Source organism: Syntrophotalea acetylenica (assembly GCF_001888165.1).
In the GTDB taxonomy this organism is placed as follows: domain Bacteria; phylum Desulfobacterota; class Desulfuromonadia; order Desulfuromonadales; family Syntrophotaleaceae; genus Syntrophotalea; species Syntrophotalea acetylenica.
Genome location: NZ_CP015455.1, coordinates 283940 through 300634, shown reverse-complemented (window position 1 = coordinate 300634; position 16695 = coordinate 283940). Strand labels below are relative to the sequence as shown.

At 60.4% G+C, this 16695-nt stretch carries 19 protein-coding genes; 12 read left to right on the top strand and 7 right to left on the bottom strand.

The window, feature by feature from the left end:
- Positions 1-95 precede the first annotated feature (95 nt).
- Positions 96-560, bottom strand: coding sequence for a YiiD C-terminal domain-containing protein (locus A6070_RS01395; protein ID WP_083558611.1), 465 nt, complete (start codon positions 558-560; stop codon positions 96-98).
- A 395-nt stretch (positions 561-955) separates the two neighbouring features.
- On the opposite strand from A6070_RS01395, the gene A6070_RS01390 reads away from it, so the two are divergent.
- From A6070_RS01390 to A6070_RS01375, 4 genes are all read left to right on the top strand, one after another.
- Positions 956-1582, top strand: a complete 627-nt coding sequence (locus A6070_RS01390) for a MarC family protein (RefSeq protein WP_072286721.1) — start codon at positions 956-958, stop codon at positions 1580-1582.
- A gap of 105 nt (positions 1583-1687) precedes the next feature.
- Positions 1688-2584, top strand: a complete 897-nt coding sequence (locus A6070_RS01385) for a metal ABC transporter solute-binding protein, Zn/Mn family (RefSeq protein WP_072286720.1) — start codon at positions 1688-1690, stop codon at positions 2582-2584.
- Positions 2577-3320 (top strand): metal ABC transporter ATP-binding protein, encoded by a 744-nt coding sequence (locus tag A6070_RS01380; protein WP_072286719.1) that lies wholly within the window; start codon positions 2577-2579, stop codon positions 3318-3320. The genes A6070_RS01385 and A6070_RS01380 overlap by 8 nt, the downstream gene beginning before the upstream one ends.
- Positions 3321-3330: 10 nt before the next feature.
- Entirely contained in the window at positions 3331-4179 is an 849-nt protein-coding gene (locus tag A6070_RS01375) for a metal ABC transporter permease (protein ID WP_072286718.1), read from the top strand.
- Positions 4180-4197: 18 nt separating this feature from the next.
- On the opposite strand, the gene A6070_RS01370 is transcribed toward A6070_RS01375, so the two are convergent.
- The 4 genes from A6070_RS01370 to A6070_RS16630 form a co-directional block, all read right to left on the bottom strand.
- Positions 4198-5199 (bottom strand): hypothetical protein, encoded by a 1002-nt coding sequence (locus tag A6070_RS01370; protein ID WP_072286717.1) that lies wholly within the window; start codon positions 5197-5199, stop codon positions 4198-4200.
- Between the two features lie 33 nt (positions 5200-5232).
- Entirely contained in the window at positions 5233-5826 is a 594-nt protein-coding gene (locus tag A6070_RS01365; RefSeq protein ID WP_072286716.1) for a phospholipid scramblase-related protein, read from the bottom strand.
- Between the two features lie 114 nt (positions 5827-5940).
- Positions 5941-6042 (bottom strand): universal stress protein, encoded by a 102-nt coding sequence (locus A6070_RS16635; protein WP_268807478.1) that lies wholly within the window; start codon positions 6040-6042, stop codon positions 5941-5943.
- A 12-nt stretch (positions 6043-6054) separates the two neighbouring features.
- On the bottom strand, positions 6055-6387 hold the full coding sequence (locus tag A6070_RS16630) for a TRAP transporter large permease subunit (RefSeq protein WP_072286714.1): 333 nt from the start codon (positions 6385-6387) through the stop codon (positions 6055-6057).
- A gap of 49 nt (positions 6388-6436) precedes the next feature.
- Here A6070_RS16630 and A6070_RS01350 point away from each other — a divergent pair, with 49 nt between their 5' ends.
- Positions 6437-7225, top strand: a complete 789-nt coding sequence (locus tag A6070_RS01350) for a TatD family hydrolase (protein WP_072288078.1) — start codon at positions 6437-6439, stop codon at positions 7223-7225.
- A gap of 33 nt (positions 7226-7258) precedes the next feature.
- On the top strand, positions 7259-8017 hold the full coding sequence (locus A6070_RS01345; protein WP_072286713.1) for a tRNA threonylcarbamoyladenosine dehydratase: 759 nt from the start codon (positions 7259-7261) through the stop codon (positions 8015-8017).
- Positions 8018-8139: 122 nt separating this feature from the next.
- Here the strand turns inward: A6070_RS01345 and A6070_RS01340 are convergent, their stop codons facing one another.
- Complete coding sequence (locus tag A6070_RS01340; protein ID WP_327191971.1) at positions 8140-8457, bottom strand: dodecin; 318 nt, start codon at positions 8455-8457, stop codon at positions 8140-8142.
- A gap of 754 nt (positions 8458-9211) precedes the next feature.
- On the opposite strand from A6070_RS01340, the gene A6070_RS01335 reads away from it, so the two are divergent.
- On the top strand, positions 9212-10438 hold the full coding sequence (locus tag A6070_RS01335; protein ID WP_072286712.1) for a porin: 1227 nt from the start codon (positions 9212-9214) through the stop codon (positions 10436-10438).
- A 216-nt stretch (positions 10439-10654) separates the two neighbouring features.
- Here the strand turns inward: A6070_RS01335 and A6070_RS15270 are convergent, their stop codons facing one another.
- The gene (locus A6070_RS15270; RefSeq protein WP_145926397.1) at positions 10655-10909 is read right to left on the bottom strand and encodes a hypothetical protein; all 255 of its coding nucleotides are present in this window, start codon (positions 10907-10909) and stop codon (positions 10655-10657) included.
- Positions 10910-10925: 16 nt separating this feature from the next.
- Between A6070_RS15270 and A6070_RS01330 the strand changes: the two genes are divergently transcribed.
- From A6070_RS01330 to A6070_RS01310, 5 genes are all read left to right on the top strand, one after another.
- Positions 10926-11933: an OmpH family outer membrane protein gene (locus A6070_RS01330; RefSeq protein WP_072286711.1), complete on the top strand. Its 1008-nt coding sequence runs from the start codon at positions 10926-10928 to the stop codon at positions 11931-11933.
- 218 nt (positions 11934-12151) lie between these two features.
- Positions 12152-13117, top strand: coding sequence for an SHOCT domain-containing protein (locus A6070_RS01325; RefSeq protein WP_072286710.1), 966 nt, complete (start codon positions 12152-12154; stop codon positions 13115-13117).
- Between the two features lie 79 nt (positions 13118-13196).
- On the top strand, positions 13197-15038 hold the full coding sequence (locus tag A6070_RS01320; protein WP_072286709.1) for a UbiD family decarboxylase: 1842 nt from the start codon (positions 13197-13199) through the stop codon (positions 15036-15038).
- A 142-nt stretch (positions 15039-15180) separates the two neighbouring features.
- Positions 15181-16107 carry a PLP-dependent cysteine synthase family protein gene (locus tag A6070_RS01315; RefSeq protein ID WP_072286708.1) on the top strand — a complete coding sequence of 309 codons (927 nt, stop codon included), beginning with the start codon at positions 15181-15183 and terminating at the stop codon, positions 16105-16107.
- A 135-nt stretch (positions 16108-16242) separates the two neighbouring features.
- The gene (locus tag A6070_RS01310; protein ID WP_072286707.1) at positions 16243-16662 is read left to right on the top strand and encodes a MarR family winged helix-turn-helix transcriptional regulator; all 420 of its coding nucleotides are present in this window, start codon (positions 16243-16245) and stop codon (positions 16660-16662) included.
- Positions 16663-16695 lie beyond the last annotated feature (33 nt).

The window sequence follows — 16695 nt, the reverse complement described above, 5'->3', positions numbered from 1 at the left end:
CGATGGTTGAACGTTCCGCCCGGCGGCTTAACCGCTGCAGGACATAAAAAAACCTTTTCGTAGCCTTCTGCCATGACGCCCGTCATGAACATATATCATCCAGCGCCCTTGCGGCGCACGGCGTATTTTCCGCGATAGCGGACTTTTTCCTCCCCTTCCTGAAAAATGGACGCCGTCAAAGCGATTCGGGCCCGCCCCCTCTGCAGCAGGGACCTTTCGAACGAACAGCGGCCATCCTCATCAGGGACCGGTACCAGAGCGTAAAAGTCGCCGGTGACCGGTGCGATATATTGCATGTCGCTTTCGAACACCGCCACCTCGCAAGGACATGATGCGGCATCTTCAGCCAGCAGCGTCGCCAGAGCCCACCCGGCAAAGGTCACCAGGGTCGCCAGCGAACCGGCAAATCCGGTCCCCTTGTCGTTGAGATTGGGCGCCAGAGGCGCGTCCATGCGCAGGGTCCTGCCGTCCCATGCCGTAATGCGCAGCCCCATATGGCGCGTCACAGGGATCTGCAGCCAGAAACGCTCATTCATTTGCCGGGGAATATCGGTCTTCACCCTGCTCTCCTGTCTCTGCGAAAACAACAGAGGGCCAGGTCTCTCAGACCGGCCCCCGGATCATCATGCTTTGCAGCGGTCCCGCTTGTCGCCGGGGAAAACAGCTGCGCCCGGACACTTTTTTCTAGTCTTTTACCTGGCGCATGTCAAGCGCCTTGTCCCGATACGCCTTTACGGGAAGACACGCTGTGAAACATGGGCAAATAAGTTGCTGTCATGAAAATCACCCTATGCTAGACTCGTTTGCATCGGGAAACGTTTTTTTACCGCCTTGGCGGTATCAATCCGCAGGCTTGCTTGTCACACTGAAAGATTGCCCGTTTCCCGGATGAAAACCACGCTGTGTCCATCCGGCAGGGTGCTGTTGCACCGCCTTTTCACAACAGGTCTGCGGCATGTCAAATTTCATTTCGTCCACCAACATCCTGCACGACGTTCTGCTGCTGCTGGCGGTAATCAATCCTCTGGGCAACATCCCGGTGTATCGCGACCTCACCAGCGGCATGGACACCGCCAGGCGCCGCACCATTCTCCGCCTGGGAGTCGGAACCGCCTGGATCATGATCCTCGGTTTTGCCCTTGTCGGCGACTGGAGCCTCCAATATCTGTTCGAGGTAACGCTCGACGAGTTTCGCGTTGCCGGCGGCATTCTTCTGTTTATCGTGGCGGTGCGGGGCGTCATGCGCGGGTCCCTGGCGGAAAACCTGCTGTCCGAGGATTTCCGTACCCGCGCCATTTTCCCTCTGGCTTTTCCCATCATCGTCGGCCCGGGGACCCTGGCCGTCACCATCATTCTGGCGCAGAACAGCGGGCCGCTGCACATGCTGCTGGTATCCATCGCCAGTTGCCTTATGGTCTACCTCATCGGCATCAGCTCCCACTGCCTTATGCGGCTGATCGGCGGTTATGCGGCCATGATCATCCCGCGGCTGCTGTATATATTCCTCGCGGCCAAGGCTGTCGCCCTGATCATGCAGGGGCTGACGGGGTTTCTCCGGGAGATACTGCAGCATGCGGCCTGAACCACCCTCCACCATCCGATTCCGGGCTACCATGTTATAATTGGCGCACGGTATTTGTTGCGGACGTTTCTTTAGGATCTCGTTTCTTTTTGGGAGCCCAATATCATGCATCGATGGATCCTGCCGTTAATCGGCCTGCTGATCGTGCCGTCCTGGTCCCTGGCCGCCGAACCGCCCCCGCTCCGCGTATTTGTCAGCGTTCTGCCGCTGAAATACCTGGTCGACCGGGTAGGCGGTACCCATGTGGATACCGACGTGATGGTCGGGCCGGGGCAGAGTCCGGCCACTTACGAACCGACTCCCCGGCAGATGAGCCGCCTGGGGAAAACGGACCTTTACTTCAGGGTCGGCGTTCCTTTTGAGCGCGTCTGGATACGGCGTCTGGCCGATCTCAACCGCAACATGAGCATTATCGACCTGCGCGACGACCTGCCGTTGCGCCGCCTTGAAGACCACCATCATGAAGATGACGGCGGAGCTCATCGGGAGCCCCACCAGGAAAGCGCCCTCGATCCGCACGTCTGGACCAGCCCCACGCTGGCATCCGACATGGCCCGGCATATTTGCGAGGCACTCTCGGCACGGGATCCGCGCCATGCCCCGGACTACCAGTCCGGGTACGAGACCCTGGCCGCGGACCTGAAAAACCTCGACAGCCGGCTGCGCAACCGTCTGGCCGCCATCAAAAACCGCAAGTTTCTGGTGTTCCACCCCTCCTGGGGTTATTTCGCCGATGCCTACGGGCTGGAGCAGATCGCCATCGAGAACGCCGGCAAGGAGCCGGGTCCGCGCGCCCTGGCAAGGGTCATCGCCCTGGCCCGGCAGGAAAATATCCGGATCATTTTTGTGCAGCAGCAGTTCAGCCGAACCACCGCCAACACCGTCGCCCGCGCCATCGGCGGCAAGGTTGTGGTCGTCGATCCGCTGGCGGAAAATTATATTGAAAATCTGCGCAGAGCGGCCGATGCCTTCTTTCTCGCCCTGGACGATCGTCATGAATGAACCTGTCATTACCCTGGAAGACGTTTCTTTCCGCTACGAAGAACATGCCGTACTGCTGGATATCAACCTGACGGTCCACGCTCAAGAGTTTCTCGGCATCGTCGGCCCCAACGGCAGCGGCAAAAGCACCCTGCTCAAAATCATGCTCGGGTTGCTGACACCGCAGAAAGGACAAGTCCGCATTTTCGGCGTACCTCCCGTCGAAGCGCGGCTGCGGGTCGGCTATGTGCCCCAATTCATTACCTTCGATCGTAACTTTCCGATCAACGTTCAGGAAACCGTCCTGCAGGGACGACTCGGGAAAACCCGCCTGGTCGGCGGCTACCGGCGCGAAGATCACCGCATCGCGCGGCAGGCTTTGGAGGAAGTGGAGCTTGGCGACCTTGGCAAACGCCCCCTCACCGCCCTGTCCGGAGGCCAGCTGCAGCGGGTTCTCATCGCGCGAGCCCTGGCCTGTCAGCCGGAAGTCCTGATCCTGGATGAGCCGACGGCGCATATCGACCCCAAGATCGAAGAAGGGGTTTTCGATTTGCTGAAACGCCTCAACCAACGCCTCACGGTCCTGGTCGTATCCCATGACATCGGCTTCATCACCCGTTACATTACCCGCGTTGCCTGCCTCAACCGCACACTGGTTTGCCATGCCACGTCGGAACTTACCGGCAGCATGATCGAGCAACTGTATGGCGGTCCGCTACGGGCGGTGCATCACGACACCCTGCTGCACACCCACTGAAGGTCGCGATATGCTGTCTACATTTCTCGAAGCCCTGATCTCCCAGCCGTTCATGCAGCACGCTCTGATCGGCGGACTGCTGGCCAGCATCGCCTGCGGCGTGGCCGGTTCCTACGTCGTGGTGCGACGTATCGGTTATATCGCCGGGGGTATCGCCCACGCGGTTCTCGGCGGCATGGGACTGGCCTACTTCCTGGGCCGCAGTCCGGTAGGCGGCGCCATCTGCGCCGCCCTGGTGGCCGCTCTGATTATCGGGCTGGTCAGCATCCGCTGGAAAAAACAGGAAGACACCACCATCAGCGCCCTGTGGGCGGTCGGCATGGCGCTGGGGGTGCTGCTCATCGCCCGCAGCCCCGGTTACAACGTGGATCTGATGAGTTATCTGTTCGGCAACATCCTGATGATATCACGGGAGCATCTTTGGCTGATTTTCTGGCTGGATATGGGGATCGTGCTGCTGGTCATATTGTTTTTCAAACAGCTGCTGGCGGTATCCTTCGATGAGGAATTCGCCGAACTGCGGCAGGTTTCGGTCAATATTTTTTCGTTGCTGCTGCTTTGCCTGGTAGCTCTGACCGTCGTCATCCTGATCCAGGTGGTCGGACTTATCCTGGTCATCGCCCTGCTGGCCCTGCCGGCCGCCATCGCCGGCCATTATGTCCAGTCCCTGAGCCGCATGATGCTTATCGCCACCCTGCTGGGGGGGCTGTTCATCACCGGCGGGCTAGCGGTATCCTACCAGTACGATCTGCCCTCCGGCGCCACCACCGTGCTGCTCACCGGCCTGGCCTACCTGGTTTCGTCGGTGGGCATCAGTGTCTGGCGGCGCTGGCAGCTTGGACGGAGCGGCCGGAAATGATGGCTGCGTTGCGCAGCATCACGGAAGTCCTGACGCCTTTTCTCCGACGGCTGCCGGCGCCCTCTGGCAGGGCTTTTCAGCATCCATCCTGAACAGGGTGGAGCCCCGGCCCTCCGAAGTCAGATACAGGGCGTTATCCCTGTCGAAGGCGATAGCTTCGGGCTGAGGCAGAAGATCGAGCGATGGCAGCGCGAGAACCTGTGGCGCGCGGGCCATGGCGTCAGCCCAGGATTGGCGGCTGTCTTTCCGATAAAGCAGGGCCTCCCTGTAGGTCAGAATCACCATGGCTCCGCCGTCTGCCCGGATATCAAGCGCCGTGGGCCAGGGGCGAGGGATAAAAGACGTTTGCCGGCCTGCGTCGCCAGTCAGACGCAGGCTGCCCATTTCCACAAGGCGGCGGGCAACCTGCAACCGGCCAGGTTCTGATGGCAGCAAGGGCACCTGGTAAAAAACCGGCGGATCGGTCCGCTTGCTCAGCAGCAACACCAGACCGACCTGCGAATCGACCGCCACCCCCTCGCAATCCCGCGGACCGTCCTCATACCGCAGACGTATACTCCAGGCCGGTGACACCTCGCCGGTGAAGCGGCCATCCGCGCCGGGTACCGGCTCAGGCACGGCATGCAGCAGCACTTCCGGGCGCAGCCCCCGGTTATCGCCAACATCCGCGATCAGCAGATAAGGCTGATTGCGCCAGGTGAAGCTGGCCAGATCCTCCCAATCGATATTTTCCACACCTTTGATACGCAGTTCGCCGAGAGCCTGACCCTGCAGCCCCAGGGCGAACAAATGCGGGGCGTTGCCGCTGTCATTCACGGCCCACAATACTCCGTCCATCCTGCGGGAAGCGGCCAACCCTGAAATTTCATGCAGGTCGGCGGCGCAAATCCGCCCAACCCCACGCGCGGCACGGTATCCCGCAGGCTGCCCTTCGCCGGGACAACCCCGGGGTGATGCCGGAGCGGCGCAACAGCACAATCCCAACCATCCCGCCATGACCAGTACATGCCAGCTTTTCACCGTGCCCCTCCATCCCAAAGGTCATCCTGGATGTCAGCGTTTTTCGAAATGGACGAAATCAATCAGGAACACCGCGGCAAGCAGCAGGCTTTTGTGCGCATCGCACCAGCCGGGAGGGAAGGTCACGCCAAAATTATCCGCGTCGGTAAATCCTTCCTTCAGCAGGCCGCTCCATTTTTTGCATATTTTGCCCTGCGGCATGCCACCCTTGCGGATCTCGAAGGTCCAGGGATGCAGCAACGGTCCGTACAATTGACAGAGCTCCTGTTGCTGGCAGTCCGTCACCGTGTAAATGCGCCGCAGCAGTGCAAAACGCCGACGGATGGTCCCCAGATCCCGGCCCTCGGCATCGGTCACTGCCGCTTCGTGAAAGTAGAAACGGAAAGGACGCCGAACGGCAAGCTTGCATGCCCCGTCAGCGGTCACGATTTTCAGTCGGAAAGGACGCATGGCCTTCAGAAACCAGCGCAAAAGAATATTGCCCGGCTCCTCCCTGGCCAGAAACAGCTCCCGCCCTTCGGCATCGAAAATTTTGTAGCGATTTCGGGTTTCGAATCCGGTAAGAATCTCACCCCATTCCTTTTTCTGGCTGATCACCAGTCCGGCGACCTGACTCAATGTCTCCATGCGCAGTCTCTCCTACAGGGCAACCCGGAACGCGAGTGGCCGGGGTTCAGACACGAAGGCCGTCCGCAGCAACGGCAGACGGCCAGCAAGCATGCCGCCATGCGGCGCGCAGGCTCAGAACAGCAGCACGGGGCAACGTACCCGGTGCAGCGCATGATTGGTCACGCTGCCGAACAGCACATCGCGCACTTCCCCGGCGGTGCGGCGGCCCAGCACCAGCAGTTTCGCCTAGATGGTGGCCAAGGAAACAACAATCTTCTGCATGTCCCCGTGGATGGAAATCTCGACGATAAAGACATAGGAAAAGGCCGCCACTACCGCCTCGTTGGCGGTAAAAACGCCTGAGTAATTACCGCCGAAAATCAGCAGGGGCAGCAGCAGCGCCCACACGCTTTCGCGCAGCACCGCGAGTAGTTCCCGCGGCATGGGACGCTGCCGGGTCTGCCGCCCCCGCCTTACACCGCTCCATTCAAAAATCAAACCCTGTATTTTTCGGGATTTCGGGAGTCTATCCGCCAGGCCAGGGGAAATCAAGGGCAAAATCGGGTCTTTACGCCTCATGAAATCCCGGACTTCCGCGCTGCGGGCGCCTGTGCTAGCATATCCCGCTATGGAAACCTGCACGACGCTGTTCGACACGCATGTACATCTCGACCTCCTGCCCAGTCAGCTGGATCCCGTGCAGGAGGTGGCACGGGCCAACCGGGCGGGCATCGACCGCTTTTTGATACCGGGCGTGCAGCCGCGTGACTGGCACCAGCTGCTGGAGGTGGCGAACAGCGTGCCGGGCGCCCTGGCGGCTTTGGGAACACACCCGGTTGCCGCCCGCCAATGGGACCGTGACGCGGCGCGGCGCCTGGAAACCCTGCTGACCCGACGGAAGGTGGTGGCGCTCGGCGAAATCGGCCTGGACGGCACTTCCGGCATGCCTCCGGCAGAGGTGCAGGAACAGGCTCTGCGGCAGCAGATTCGCATCGCCGTCAGCGCCGGGCTGCCGCTGGTGCTGCATTGCCGCCGGGCCACCGGCCGCCTGCTTCAGATCCTGCACGATGAAGCGGCATCCCGCGTCGGCGGAATCTGGCACGGTTTTTCCGGCAGCTCGGAAACCGCCCGCGCCGCCATCGATCTGGGGTTCGGCCTGGCCTTCGGCGGTCCCCTGACCTGGCCCGGCGCACGGCGGGGACCACAGGTGCTGCAAGCTTTGCCGCAGGCCTGGATCGTACTGGAAAGCGACGCGCCGGATCTGCCGCCCGCCCCCCACCGGGGAGAAAGCAACCGCCCCTGCCACCTGCGCCTGGTCGCCGAGCGGATGGCCGCACTGCGACAATGGTCGCTGGACACAACCGCTTGCATCACTACCGGCAATGCTCTGCGCCTGCTGCGAATCAGGGCTGCCTGACCGCCCAGCGCCCGGAAAGGAATCCTCGCCGTTATGCACGAACACCGTTTCTCCCGGCTGGAACAGCTGATCGGCCGCGACGCGCTTCAGAATCTGGCCGGCAGGTCCGTCGCCGTGGTCGGCATCGGCGGCGTCGGCAGCTACGCCGCCGAGGCGCTGGCCCGTTCCGGCGTGGGGCATTTGACCCTGATCGACTTCGACAATATCGCCGCGAGCAACATCAACCGCCAGATTCACGCCCTGGAGTACACCGTGGGAAAAGCCAAGGTAGCGGTCATGGCGGAGCGCTGCCTGGCCATCAACCCCGAAATTGCGGTGCGCTCCCGCAACGCCTTCTATAGCGCGGATACCGACCAGGAGTTGCTTGGCGAGGGTTATGACTACCTGCTGGACTGCATTGACAGCATCAGCGCCAAGCTGCACCTGATCCAGAGCTGCAGGCAACGAAGCATCCCCGTCATATCCGCCATGGGCGCCGCCAACAAGCTCGATCCGACCCTGATCCGGGTCGGAGACCTGGCGCATACCCAGAAATGCCGCATGGCGCGCATCATCCGCAGGGAACTGGGGCGGCGCGGCATCCGCAGCGGCGTCAAAGTGGTCTATTCGCTGGAGGAATTCCGTCCTCTTGCCGAGGATTGTCACGACTTCGATAGCGCCACGCCCTCCACAACCGGGGCCAATGCGACCCGCCAGCGCGTCACCCTCGGAAGCACATCCTATATTCCTCCGATGTTCGGCCTGACCATGGCCGGCGAAGTCATCCGTACCCTGCTGGGCGAACGGCCGTGATGGCGGCGGGACGCCGCGGGCCATTAAAAAAGGGACACGCCGGGATGAAAAAGCTCGTGCCCCTTGCAAGGGTGCTGTTCGCCATCGTGCTGCCGCTCGGATAAAGCAGTTCCTTTGACTCCTTATTTGAGGTTGAAGGCCACCTTGAGAACCACCTGATATTCTCCGACTTCTCCGGCTTCGTTGACATGACCGCGCACTTCCTCGACCTCGAACCAGGAAATCCGCTCGAGGCTGTGGTGGGCCCGGTGCAGAGCCACCTTGATAGCCTCATCGATGCTGTTCGGGGATACGCCGATCACTTCCACCTTTTTGTAAACGCGTTCCTTGCCGTAGGTCATAACCCTGTCCTTTCCCCGGGGCTGTTCCCGGACAGCGGCTGCAGACGCCCGTCTCGCCGCGCAAAAGCCTTCGCCCAAACCATCGCTCACAAAAAGCATAGCAGACCTCCCCGAAAAATCTTCCTTTCGAGCAAAGCATCCACTTGATAAATCAAACATTTTTTGGTCGATGCCGTAAGCCTCTATTTGGGGGCCGACCAGCCTCTATCCGTCTGGATCGCTGCCTCAACCACGACAATGCGCCACAAAGGGTTGCAAATCGTAGCAGATCCGCTATAAGTACCTTCGATCCGTTTTGTGCCGTTGCTGGGCATTGACGGCTATCCAGGACGGCAGCAGGACCCTTCCGATGCATCCGTAACGGCACAAACCATGTCCGAGATGTAACAGAGCGTTATTTTTTGGATCACGATGTATCGTTTCAGCACAATAGCCAGCCGTTTACATTATTACGTGCCTACCTAACCTGGCGTTTTTGTGCCTGTTTTTAAAACTCGGTTGCCAGCGGGTATTCTGGCACCGAAATTGCGCACAGTAAAACAGCTGTTTATTTTCTTGAGGCGGGACACTGAAGGGAGGTGAAAACGCAGAACGCCAAGCCCGCGCTCGACGCAGCAAGCTATTTCTATGGGAGGATTACCAACCAAGGACTTCCGATCAACGCCGGCAGGACAGGCATGCAGGCCTTCCCGCTCCGGAACTGCCCGAATCCGGCCGGGGCCGGCACCCCGCAATATCGGAAAACCGCGGTTACCTGCACACCGGGGCGTCCGGCGCCCGACCCGTCCGCAAGTGCCCGCTTGCGTGTGGGGAAAAAACTTTTTTCATTCTTGAATTCAGGAGGTAAGACCGCATGAAATCTCGCAGATTCAACATTCTGGCCGTCGTGGCCGCCCTGTTCTTCCTGGCCTCCAGCGCCCAGGCCGCCGTGGTTATCGGCGGCGCCGACGGCTGGTCCTTCAGCACCGATGGCCAGGTCAACCTGTTCGGCGTCTATCAGACCGGCGACAGCACTCCGGATAACGTCGTCAATCCCTTCCTCGGCTACACCGACGACGAAGGCTTCCGCCTCAAAAGCGGCTTTCTGCCCGCCTGCTTCGCCTTCAACATCAAGGCCCCGACCATCGGCGGCCTCGACATGGCGGCTCGCATCGGCTTCTACCCGGAACCGGCCAACGCCAACCTCAAGAACACCTTCGACGCCCAGATCGACCTGCGTGAAGTCTTCTTCACCGTCGACGGCAACTTCGGCCAGGTTATGGTAGGTAAAGGCCTGAGCCTGTTCCTCGGCACCAACCTGCTGGCGGAGCAGACCCTGCTGGGCGCCGGCCGCATGGCCGGCAACCTCAACGCCAACGTCGGCCCGACCCTCGGCCGCATCGGCTTCGGCTATGTCTATCCCCAGTTCAACGCCCAGGTGCGCTACACCACGCCCGACATGAACGGCTTCAAGGTGGCGGTCGGCGTGTATGACCCCAGCGTCATCGCTTCCGGCGTGCTTGGTGGCGGCGACTATACGGCCGAAGAGACCAAGCTGCCCCGTTTCGAGAGCGAAATCTCCTATGCCGGCACCTTCGGCGACGGCAACACCCTCAAACTGTACATGAATAACCTGTGGCAGGAAGCCAAAAACAAGGATGATGGCAAAGACGTTACCGCCTGGGGTGTCGGCGGCGGCGCCATCGTCGGCATGGGACCTTTTGAGCTGAGTGCCTCCGGTTTCACCGGCGAAGCCCTCGGCCGCAGCATCATGCTCGACACCGAAGCCCTCGACGCCACCGGCGAAGAACGCGAAACCTGGGGCTGGATCGTGCAGGGCATCTACACCTTCGGCCAGAACAAGCTCGGCATCAGCTACGGCGGCAACGAGTTCGAGGAAACCTCCTACGAAAAAGATGTTCGTGATGCCACCGGCACGGGCGAAATCGAATCCCAGTACCAGCTGACCGCCATGTGGACCCACGACATCAATGCGCACCTCAAGCTGGTGACCGAGATCAGCCACATCGAACTGGAGTGGTTCAACGGCGAGGAATGGAAAGTCGAGCAATTCAACGTCGGCGCCTTCTTCCTCTGGTAAGCACTGGCCAAAAGGCGCACCGCGCAAAACGGGGGCCGCGGATCAGATAGGCTATTCAGTGCATCGGCGCAACGTGCTATAGTCGGAGGCCAGAAACAGCTTCCGGATTTTTTCCGGGAAACATTCTCCGGTCGGAACCGAAAGGATAGCAAAATGCGCAAGTCGATATTCACCGCACTGATACTCATGACCGCGGCAACCGTGGGTTGCAGTTCTTCAAAACCCAAAATCAGCGAAAAAACGCTCATCAAATGCAGCGCCTGCGGCGCGCAAATGACGGTACATGAAGGATTGGAAGCTTACGAGACAAACCGCTAGCTTTTTGCTGGCTCTCGTCTCTTCCCATGAAAGCGGGTCGGCTTCGCTGACCCGCTTTTTCTGCCTGCATGCGAAATCAAATTTTGTTTGACCTTCAACCGATTCAACCCTATCATCCACTCGATACAGCAAAACCTGTTTTTTTCGATTCAATCAAAGGAGATCGCAAATGGTGCGCAAGGGTGTTCTCGATAAATATGCAACGCTGTGCGGCAGTCTGCTTGTGGCGACGCTTCTAACACTTACCCTTGGCGGTTGCGGGACCACCCTGCTCGGCGGCGGAACACCCGAAATATCCTCCGTCATCTGGAAACATCGCGACCAGTATGTCCAGGTCGAATCCCAGGACCGCGGTGTTAAACCCACGCCGCCCAACAACCATCCGGCCAACATTCCGGCAGACCAGTTGACGAACATACTGGGCGCACTCGAGGTTCATTTCGAGGACCAGGAAAAACCCGTGCCGGTTTTCACCTTCAAAGAACTCGAGATACTGACGCCGGCCATCAGCCAGGGCCTGGCACAGGCAACCCCCCGGGAGGACGTAACCTTCGCCATCCTCGGCATTCATCGGGGGCTGGTCTCCTTCACCCACGACCGTTCGATACTCACGGGCCGGCTGTTCGTACAGGATGGCAAACTCAACCTGATCATCGGCAGGCTGCACGAAGAGTATGATGAGGAAAAAGATCGCCGTGTCGATCCCTGGCTGCCCGGCAGCCGCGCCAAAAGCCGCCCGCTGCCGGTATTGAGCAAGCCATGGCAGGTGGTGTCGATACCCGGACTGGAGACCATGCAGGTAGCCGGCGCCGATCGTCAGGACTGGCTGGTCATGACCCCCGATCCGCAACTCTGGAAAGCGGCCATCGCCCGCAAGACGGAAGCCGGCGAAGCCGCCAAGGCCGCCCTGCAGGAAGCCAGCCAGGTCCGCCAGGAGAGCGCCCAGATGAGCGCCGAACAGGAGCGCCTGCGCGCCGAGATGGAAGCCCTCAAACAGGAATTGCATACCATCAGGCAGACTCCGGCAGCCGTTCCCGTAGTGAGCCAGCCGCATCAGGCCGAGCCGACGGATTCCATCAAAAACCGCCTGCGCCAGCTGCAGGATCTGCGTAACGAAAATCTCATCTCTGAAGCCGAATACCAGGCCAAGCGACAGGAAATCCTCGACAGCCTGTAAGCTGTCGTAAATATTGGCGCACCATCGGGGAAGGGGCAAGAGCTCCTTCCCCTTTTTTATTTGTGCAGCATAAAATCCGCCAGAACTGCCGCTCCTTGCATGCCGCCGCCACGCCAACGACGCAGAGCGTCAAAAACTGTTTGACCTCTTATGGATTCAATCCTATCATCGCCACATTACCGAACAGATTGTTTCCAATTCGATTCAAGGAGATTTCAATGGAGCGCATGACTGTTTTCGGCAGAATGGTGACGCTGAACCGGCGCGTGATCCTCGCGGCGAGTCTGGCTTTGAGCCTTGCCGGCTGTGGCAGCAACCTGCTTAACAACAAGGAAAACGCAGAAACCCATGCCCGGCCGGCCATCTGGCAGCATCAGCACCAGTTCGTGCGTATCGAAAGTCAGGACCGCGACAGCATACTGGTGCCGGCCAACGACCATCCCGCCAATTTTTCCGCCAACCTGATCCGCAAGATGCTAGACTCCCTTGAGGTTCAGTTCGAGGGCGAAGCAAAGCCGGTGGCGATGTTCAGCCCCGAAGAACTGGAAATCCTCGGTGCTGCCGTCAGCCGCGGCCTGGCCCAGGCCGGTCCCAGGGAAGATGTCACCTTTGCCATCGCCGGTGTCCACCCGCCAAGCGGTTCCCGGGTGATCTCCACCGGACGGCTGTTTGTCGAAAATGACAGGCTCAACCTGATCATCGGCGCCTTGCACGAACCCTATCCGGAAAGCGCGGACCCAAGCGGACCGCTGTTTGCGCCGGGCAGCCGCAAATACACCGCGCCCGACCAGGGCAAAACCAACGCCGGCTGGGCGATCATGGGCAAAATAGGCATGCAACACAAAACCGGCGGCGCCATTGCCAGCGATGTTGTCACACGGCCTGACTGGCTGATCCTCAACCCCACCCCGGATACCTTTCGTGAAGCGACCAAAATGTGGGAAGAAAGTGCTCAATACCAGTCAGAACAGCAAAAAATGCATCAGAAAATCGAGGAGATCGAGCAGTCCATCGAGCAGATAAAACAGACGCCGGCAAGCGGCGCGCCTGCCACCGCCGCCGGGCCGATGGAACTGGATAACATCGAGCAGCGCCTGCAATTTTTACAGCAACTGAAAAACAAGGGCCTGATCGACGACGCAGAATTCCGTACCAAAAAGCAGGAGATTCTCGACCGTTTTTAAATCAGGGTAACCGCGACAAGACGTGAGAAGGGGGGCGAAAGCCCCCTTTCCTTTTGACCTATACAGGGAAACGCCAACCATGGGCTATCGCAACCTGTCCGCATGTGTCCGCGATCTTGAACGCACCGGGCAACTGGTGCGCATCGAGGCTGAAGTCGACTCCCGCCTCGAGGTAGCCGCCATCCAGCGCCGGGTGTGCCAGGCCAAAGGGCCGGCTTTGTTGTTCACCCGTGTCAGGGGGTGCCGGTTCCCGATGCTGGCCAACCTGTTCGGCACCCTGCAACGAACACGTTTTCTGTTCCGCGACACCCTGGAGACCGTAGAGCGCCTGCTGCGATTCGGCAGCGACCCTGTCGCGCTGCTGAAAAACCCTCGACTGTGGCCAGGCGTGTTGCTCAGCGCGGGCCACTTGCCGCCCCGAACCGTTCGCAAGGCACCGGTGCTGGCATGCCGCACCAGCATCGATCAGCTCCCGCAACTGGTCTGCTGGCCCAAGGACGGCGGCCCGTTCATCACCCTGCCGCTGGTTTACTCGGAAAGTCCTGACGCTCCCGGATTCCGGCATGCCAATCTCGGCATGTACCGCGTACAACTGGCCGGCAACCGCTACCGTGTCAATCGCGAAGTCGGACTGCACTATCAGCTGCACCGCGGACTGGGCGTACACCATGCCCAAGCCCTGCGGCAACGGCAGCCCTTGCCCGTCAACATCTTTGTCGGCGGGCCGCCGGCCCTGACCCTGGCCGCCATCATGCCTTTACCGGAGGATATGCCCGAGATATGCTTCGCCGGTCTGCTTGGCGGCCGCCGTATGGAGATGCGGCCGCAGACCGGCCGGCCCGCCATTGCCGCCCAGGCCGACTTCTGCATCTGCGGCACTGTCCTTCCGGGCAAAACGCTGCCGGAGGGTCCCTTCGGGGATCACCTCGGCTATTACAGCCTTCAGCATGATTTTCCGGTACTGGAGGTAAAGGCCGTCTATCACCGTCCTGACGCCATCTGGCCCTTCACCAGCGTTGGCCGTCCCCCGCAGGAAGACAGTATTTTCGGTGCCTTCATCCACCAGTTGACCGCGCCGCTGATCCCCCGGCTGGTCAACGGGGTGCGGGCCGTGAATGCCGTGGACGCCGCCGGCGTACACCCCCTGCTGCTGGCTATCGGCAGCGAACGCTACACCCCCTACGAGCCACGCCGCCAGCCGCGGGAACTCCTTACGCAGGCCCAGGCCCTGCTTGGCACCGGCCAGCTCTCTCTGGCCAAATTTCTGTTGATCGCCGCCGCCGAGGATGCCAATGACCTGGATGTCGGTAACGTGGCAGGCTTTCTGCGCCACCTTCTGGAACGCGTCGACTGGCGGCGGGATCTGCATTTTCAGACCCGCACCAGCATCGACACCCTCGACTACAGTGGCCCGGCCCTGCACCAGGGATCGAAGGTCGTGATCGCCGCCTGCGGGCCCCCGATCCGAACCCTGCCCACCGCGTTGCCGTCCGACATGCCGCTGCCATCCGGCTATACCGCCCCGCGCCTGATTCTCCCGGGGCTGCTGGCCATCCAGGCACCGCCGGCAGCCTCGCCCCGTGGCGAGGCGGATGCGCGCATCGAAGCTTTTTGTGCAAGCTTCGATGCCGGGCATCCGATCCTGCGTTTTCCCTGGATCGTACTGGTCGACAACAGCGATTTTTGCGCCCGGAGCCTGGAAAATTTCCTCTGGACCGCCTTCACCCGTTCCGATCCGGCCATCGACCTGTACGGCATCGAGGCAAAGACGCAGCTTAAACATTGGGGCTGTGCAGGCCCCCTGGTCCTCGACGCCCGCCTCAAGCCGCATTACCCTGAACCGCTGCAGGAAGATCCGGCCACCCTGCGGCGCATCGAGGACCTGGCGGCCTGCGGCAGACCGTTGCACGGCATCCTGTAAACGCCATCGATAAAAAACGGCGTTGTCTTCGGGGAGCAGTCTTTTGTAAGATGCATGACACTTGAGTAACCGCTGTGACGCAACGCCCTGCCCGCAAGGCTTTGTGTTTCTAAAAAATCGACCCGACAAGGCTGACAACTTCATGAAAATCGACCGCCCTATCGATCTGTGCAGCACCATTGGCAACACCCCCCTGGTGGAACTGACCAAACTCAATCCCAACCCGCGGGTGCGCATATTCGCCAAACTCGAAGGCAACAACCCCGGCGGCTCCGTCAAGGATCGGCCGGCCTGGCATATGATCCGCAAAGCCGAGGAATCGGGGGAACTGACCAGGGGAAAAACGATTCTGGAACCGACCTCCGGCAACACCGGCATTGCTTTGGCCATGATTGGCGCCGCACGCGGTTACCGGGTCAAGCTGGTGATGCCCGGCTGCGTCAGCCTGGAGCGCCGCGCGGTGCTGGAAGCCTACGGCGCCGAGGTGATCCTGTCGCCCCCCACTGAAGCCACCGACGGCGCCATCCGCATGGCGCATCGCGTTCTGGAACAGGATCCGGAAACCTATTACATGCCCAACCAGTACGCCAACCCCAACAACCCCCTGGCCCACTATCACACTACCGGCCCGGAAATTTTCGCCCAGACGGATGGGCAGATCGATGTCTTTGTGGCCGGCATGGGAACCTCCGGCACCCTCATGGGCACCGGCGCCTACCTCAAGCAGCAGAAACCGTCCGTTTCCATCATCGGCATCGAGCCGGTCATGGGGCACAAGGTGCAGGGACTGAAAAACATGCAGGAAGCCATTGTGCCGGCCATCTACAATCCGCAACAACTTGATGCCAAGCTCACCATCGATGACGATACGGCCTTTGAAACCGCCCGCCGGCTGGCTATCCTTGAAGGCATCTTCGCGGGCATGTCCAGCGGTGCGGCGGTTGCCGGCGCGCTGGAGATCGCCCGGGCCATGCACGGCGGCACCATCGTGACCCTGCTGCCCGATCGCGGTGACCGTTACCTGAGCACGACCCTGTTCCGGTCCACCTGCGCCTGCTGCCCGCCCTGATCGGACGCATTCCCACCTTCGCGACCACAAGCTTCGCCGCCTGACCCTTTTTTCGCGTATACGAAATTGACAGAAATGTTGCAGACCATATATTTTGTTAACCGAACTAACCATCAGGCCGGATGACATACCCGCATGAACCATCAGAACCGCATCATGGAAATTTTCGAAGTCGTCTCCCGGGCGCTGGTCAATGCCAAGGTGCAGAAACTGCGCAAAATCGGCGCGCGGGAAATCAACCTGACCCAGTTCCAGTATATCAATGCCATCAACCACAGCGACGATCTGACATGCAGCGGCCTGGCCAAAACGCTGGGTCTGAGCAAACCGGCGGTAACCGGCATCGTCAACAAACTCATCGAACAGGGCTACGTCACCAAGACCCGGTCCGCCAGCGACCGCCGCGTCTATTTCATCCAGCTTACCCGCACCGGAGAACAGGTGGCCAATGCCTATGAGGAAGCCTGCCGCGAATACATCCGGGGCATGGCCAGAGCCCTGACGGAAACGGAACTCGATCAACTCGTATTATTGATGGAAAAAGCTTTGCATTGAGCATGGCCGATCAGAACCGGATGCTTTGTTTCG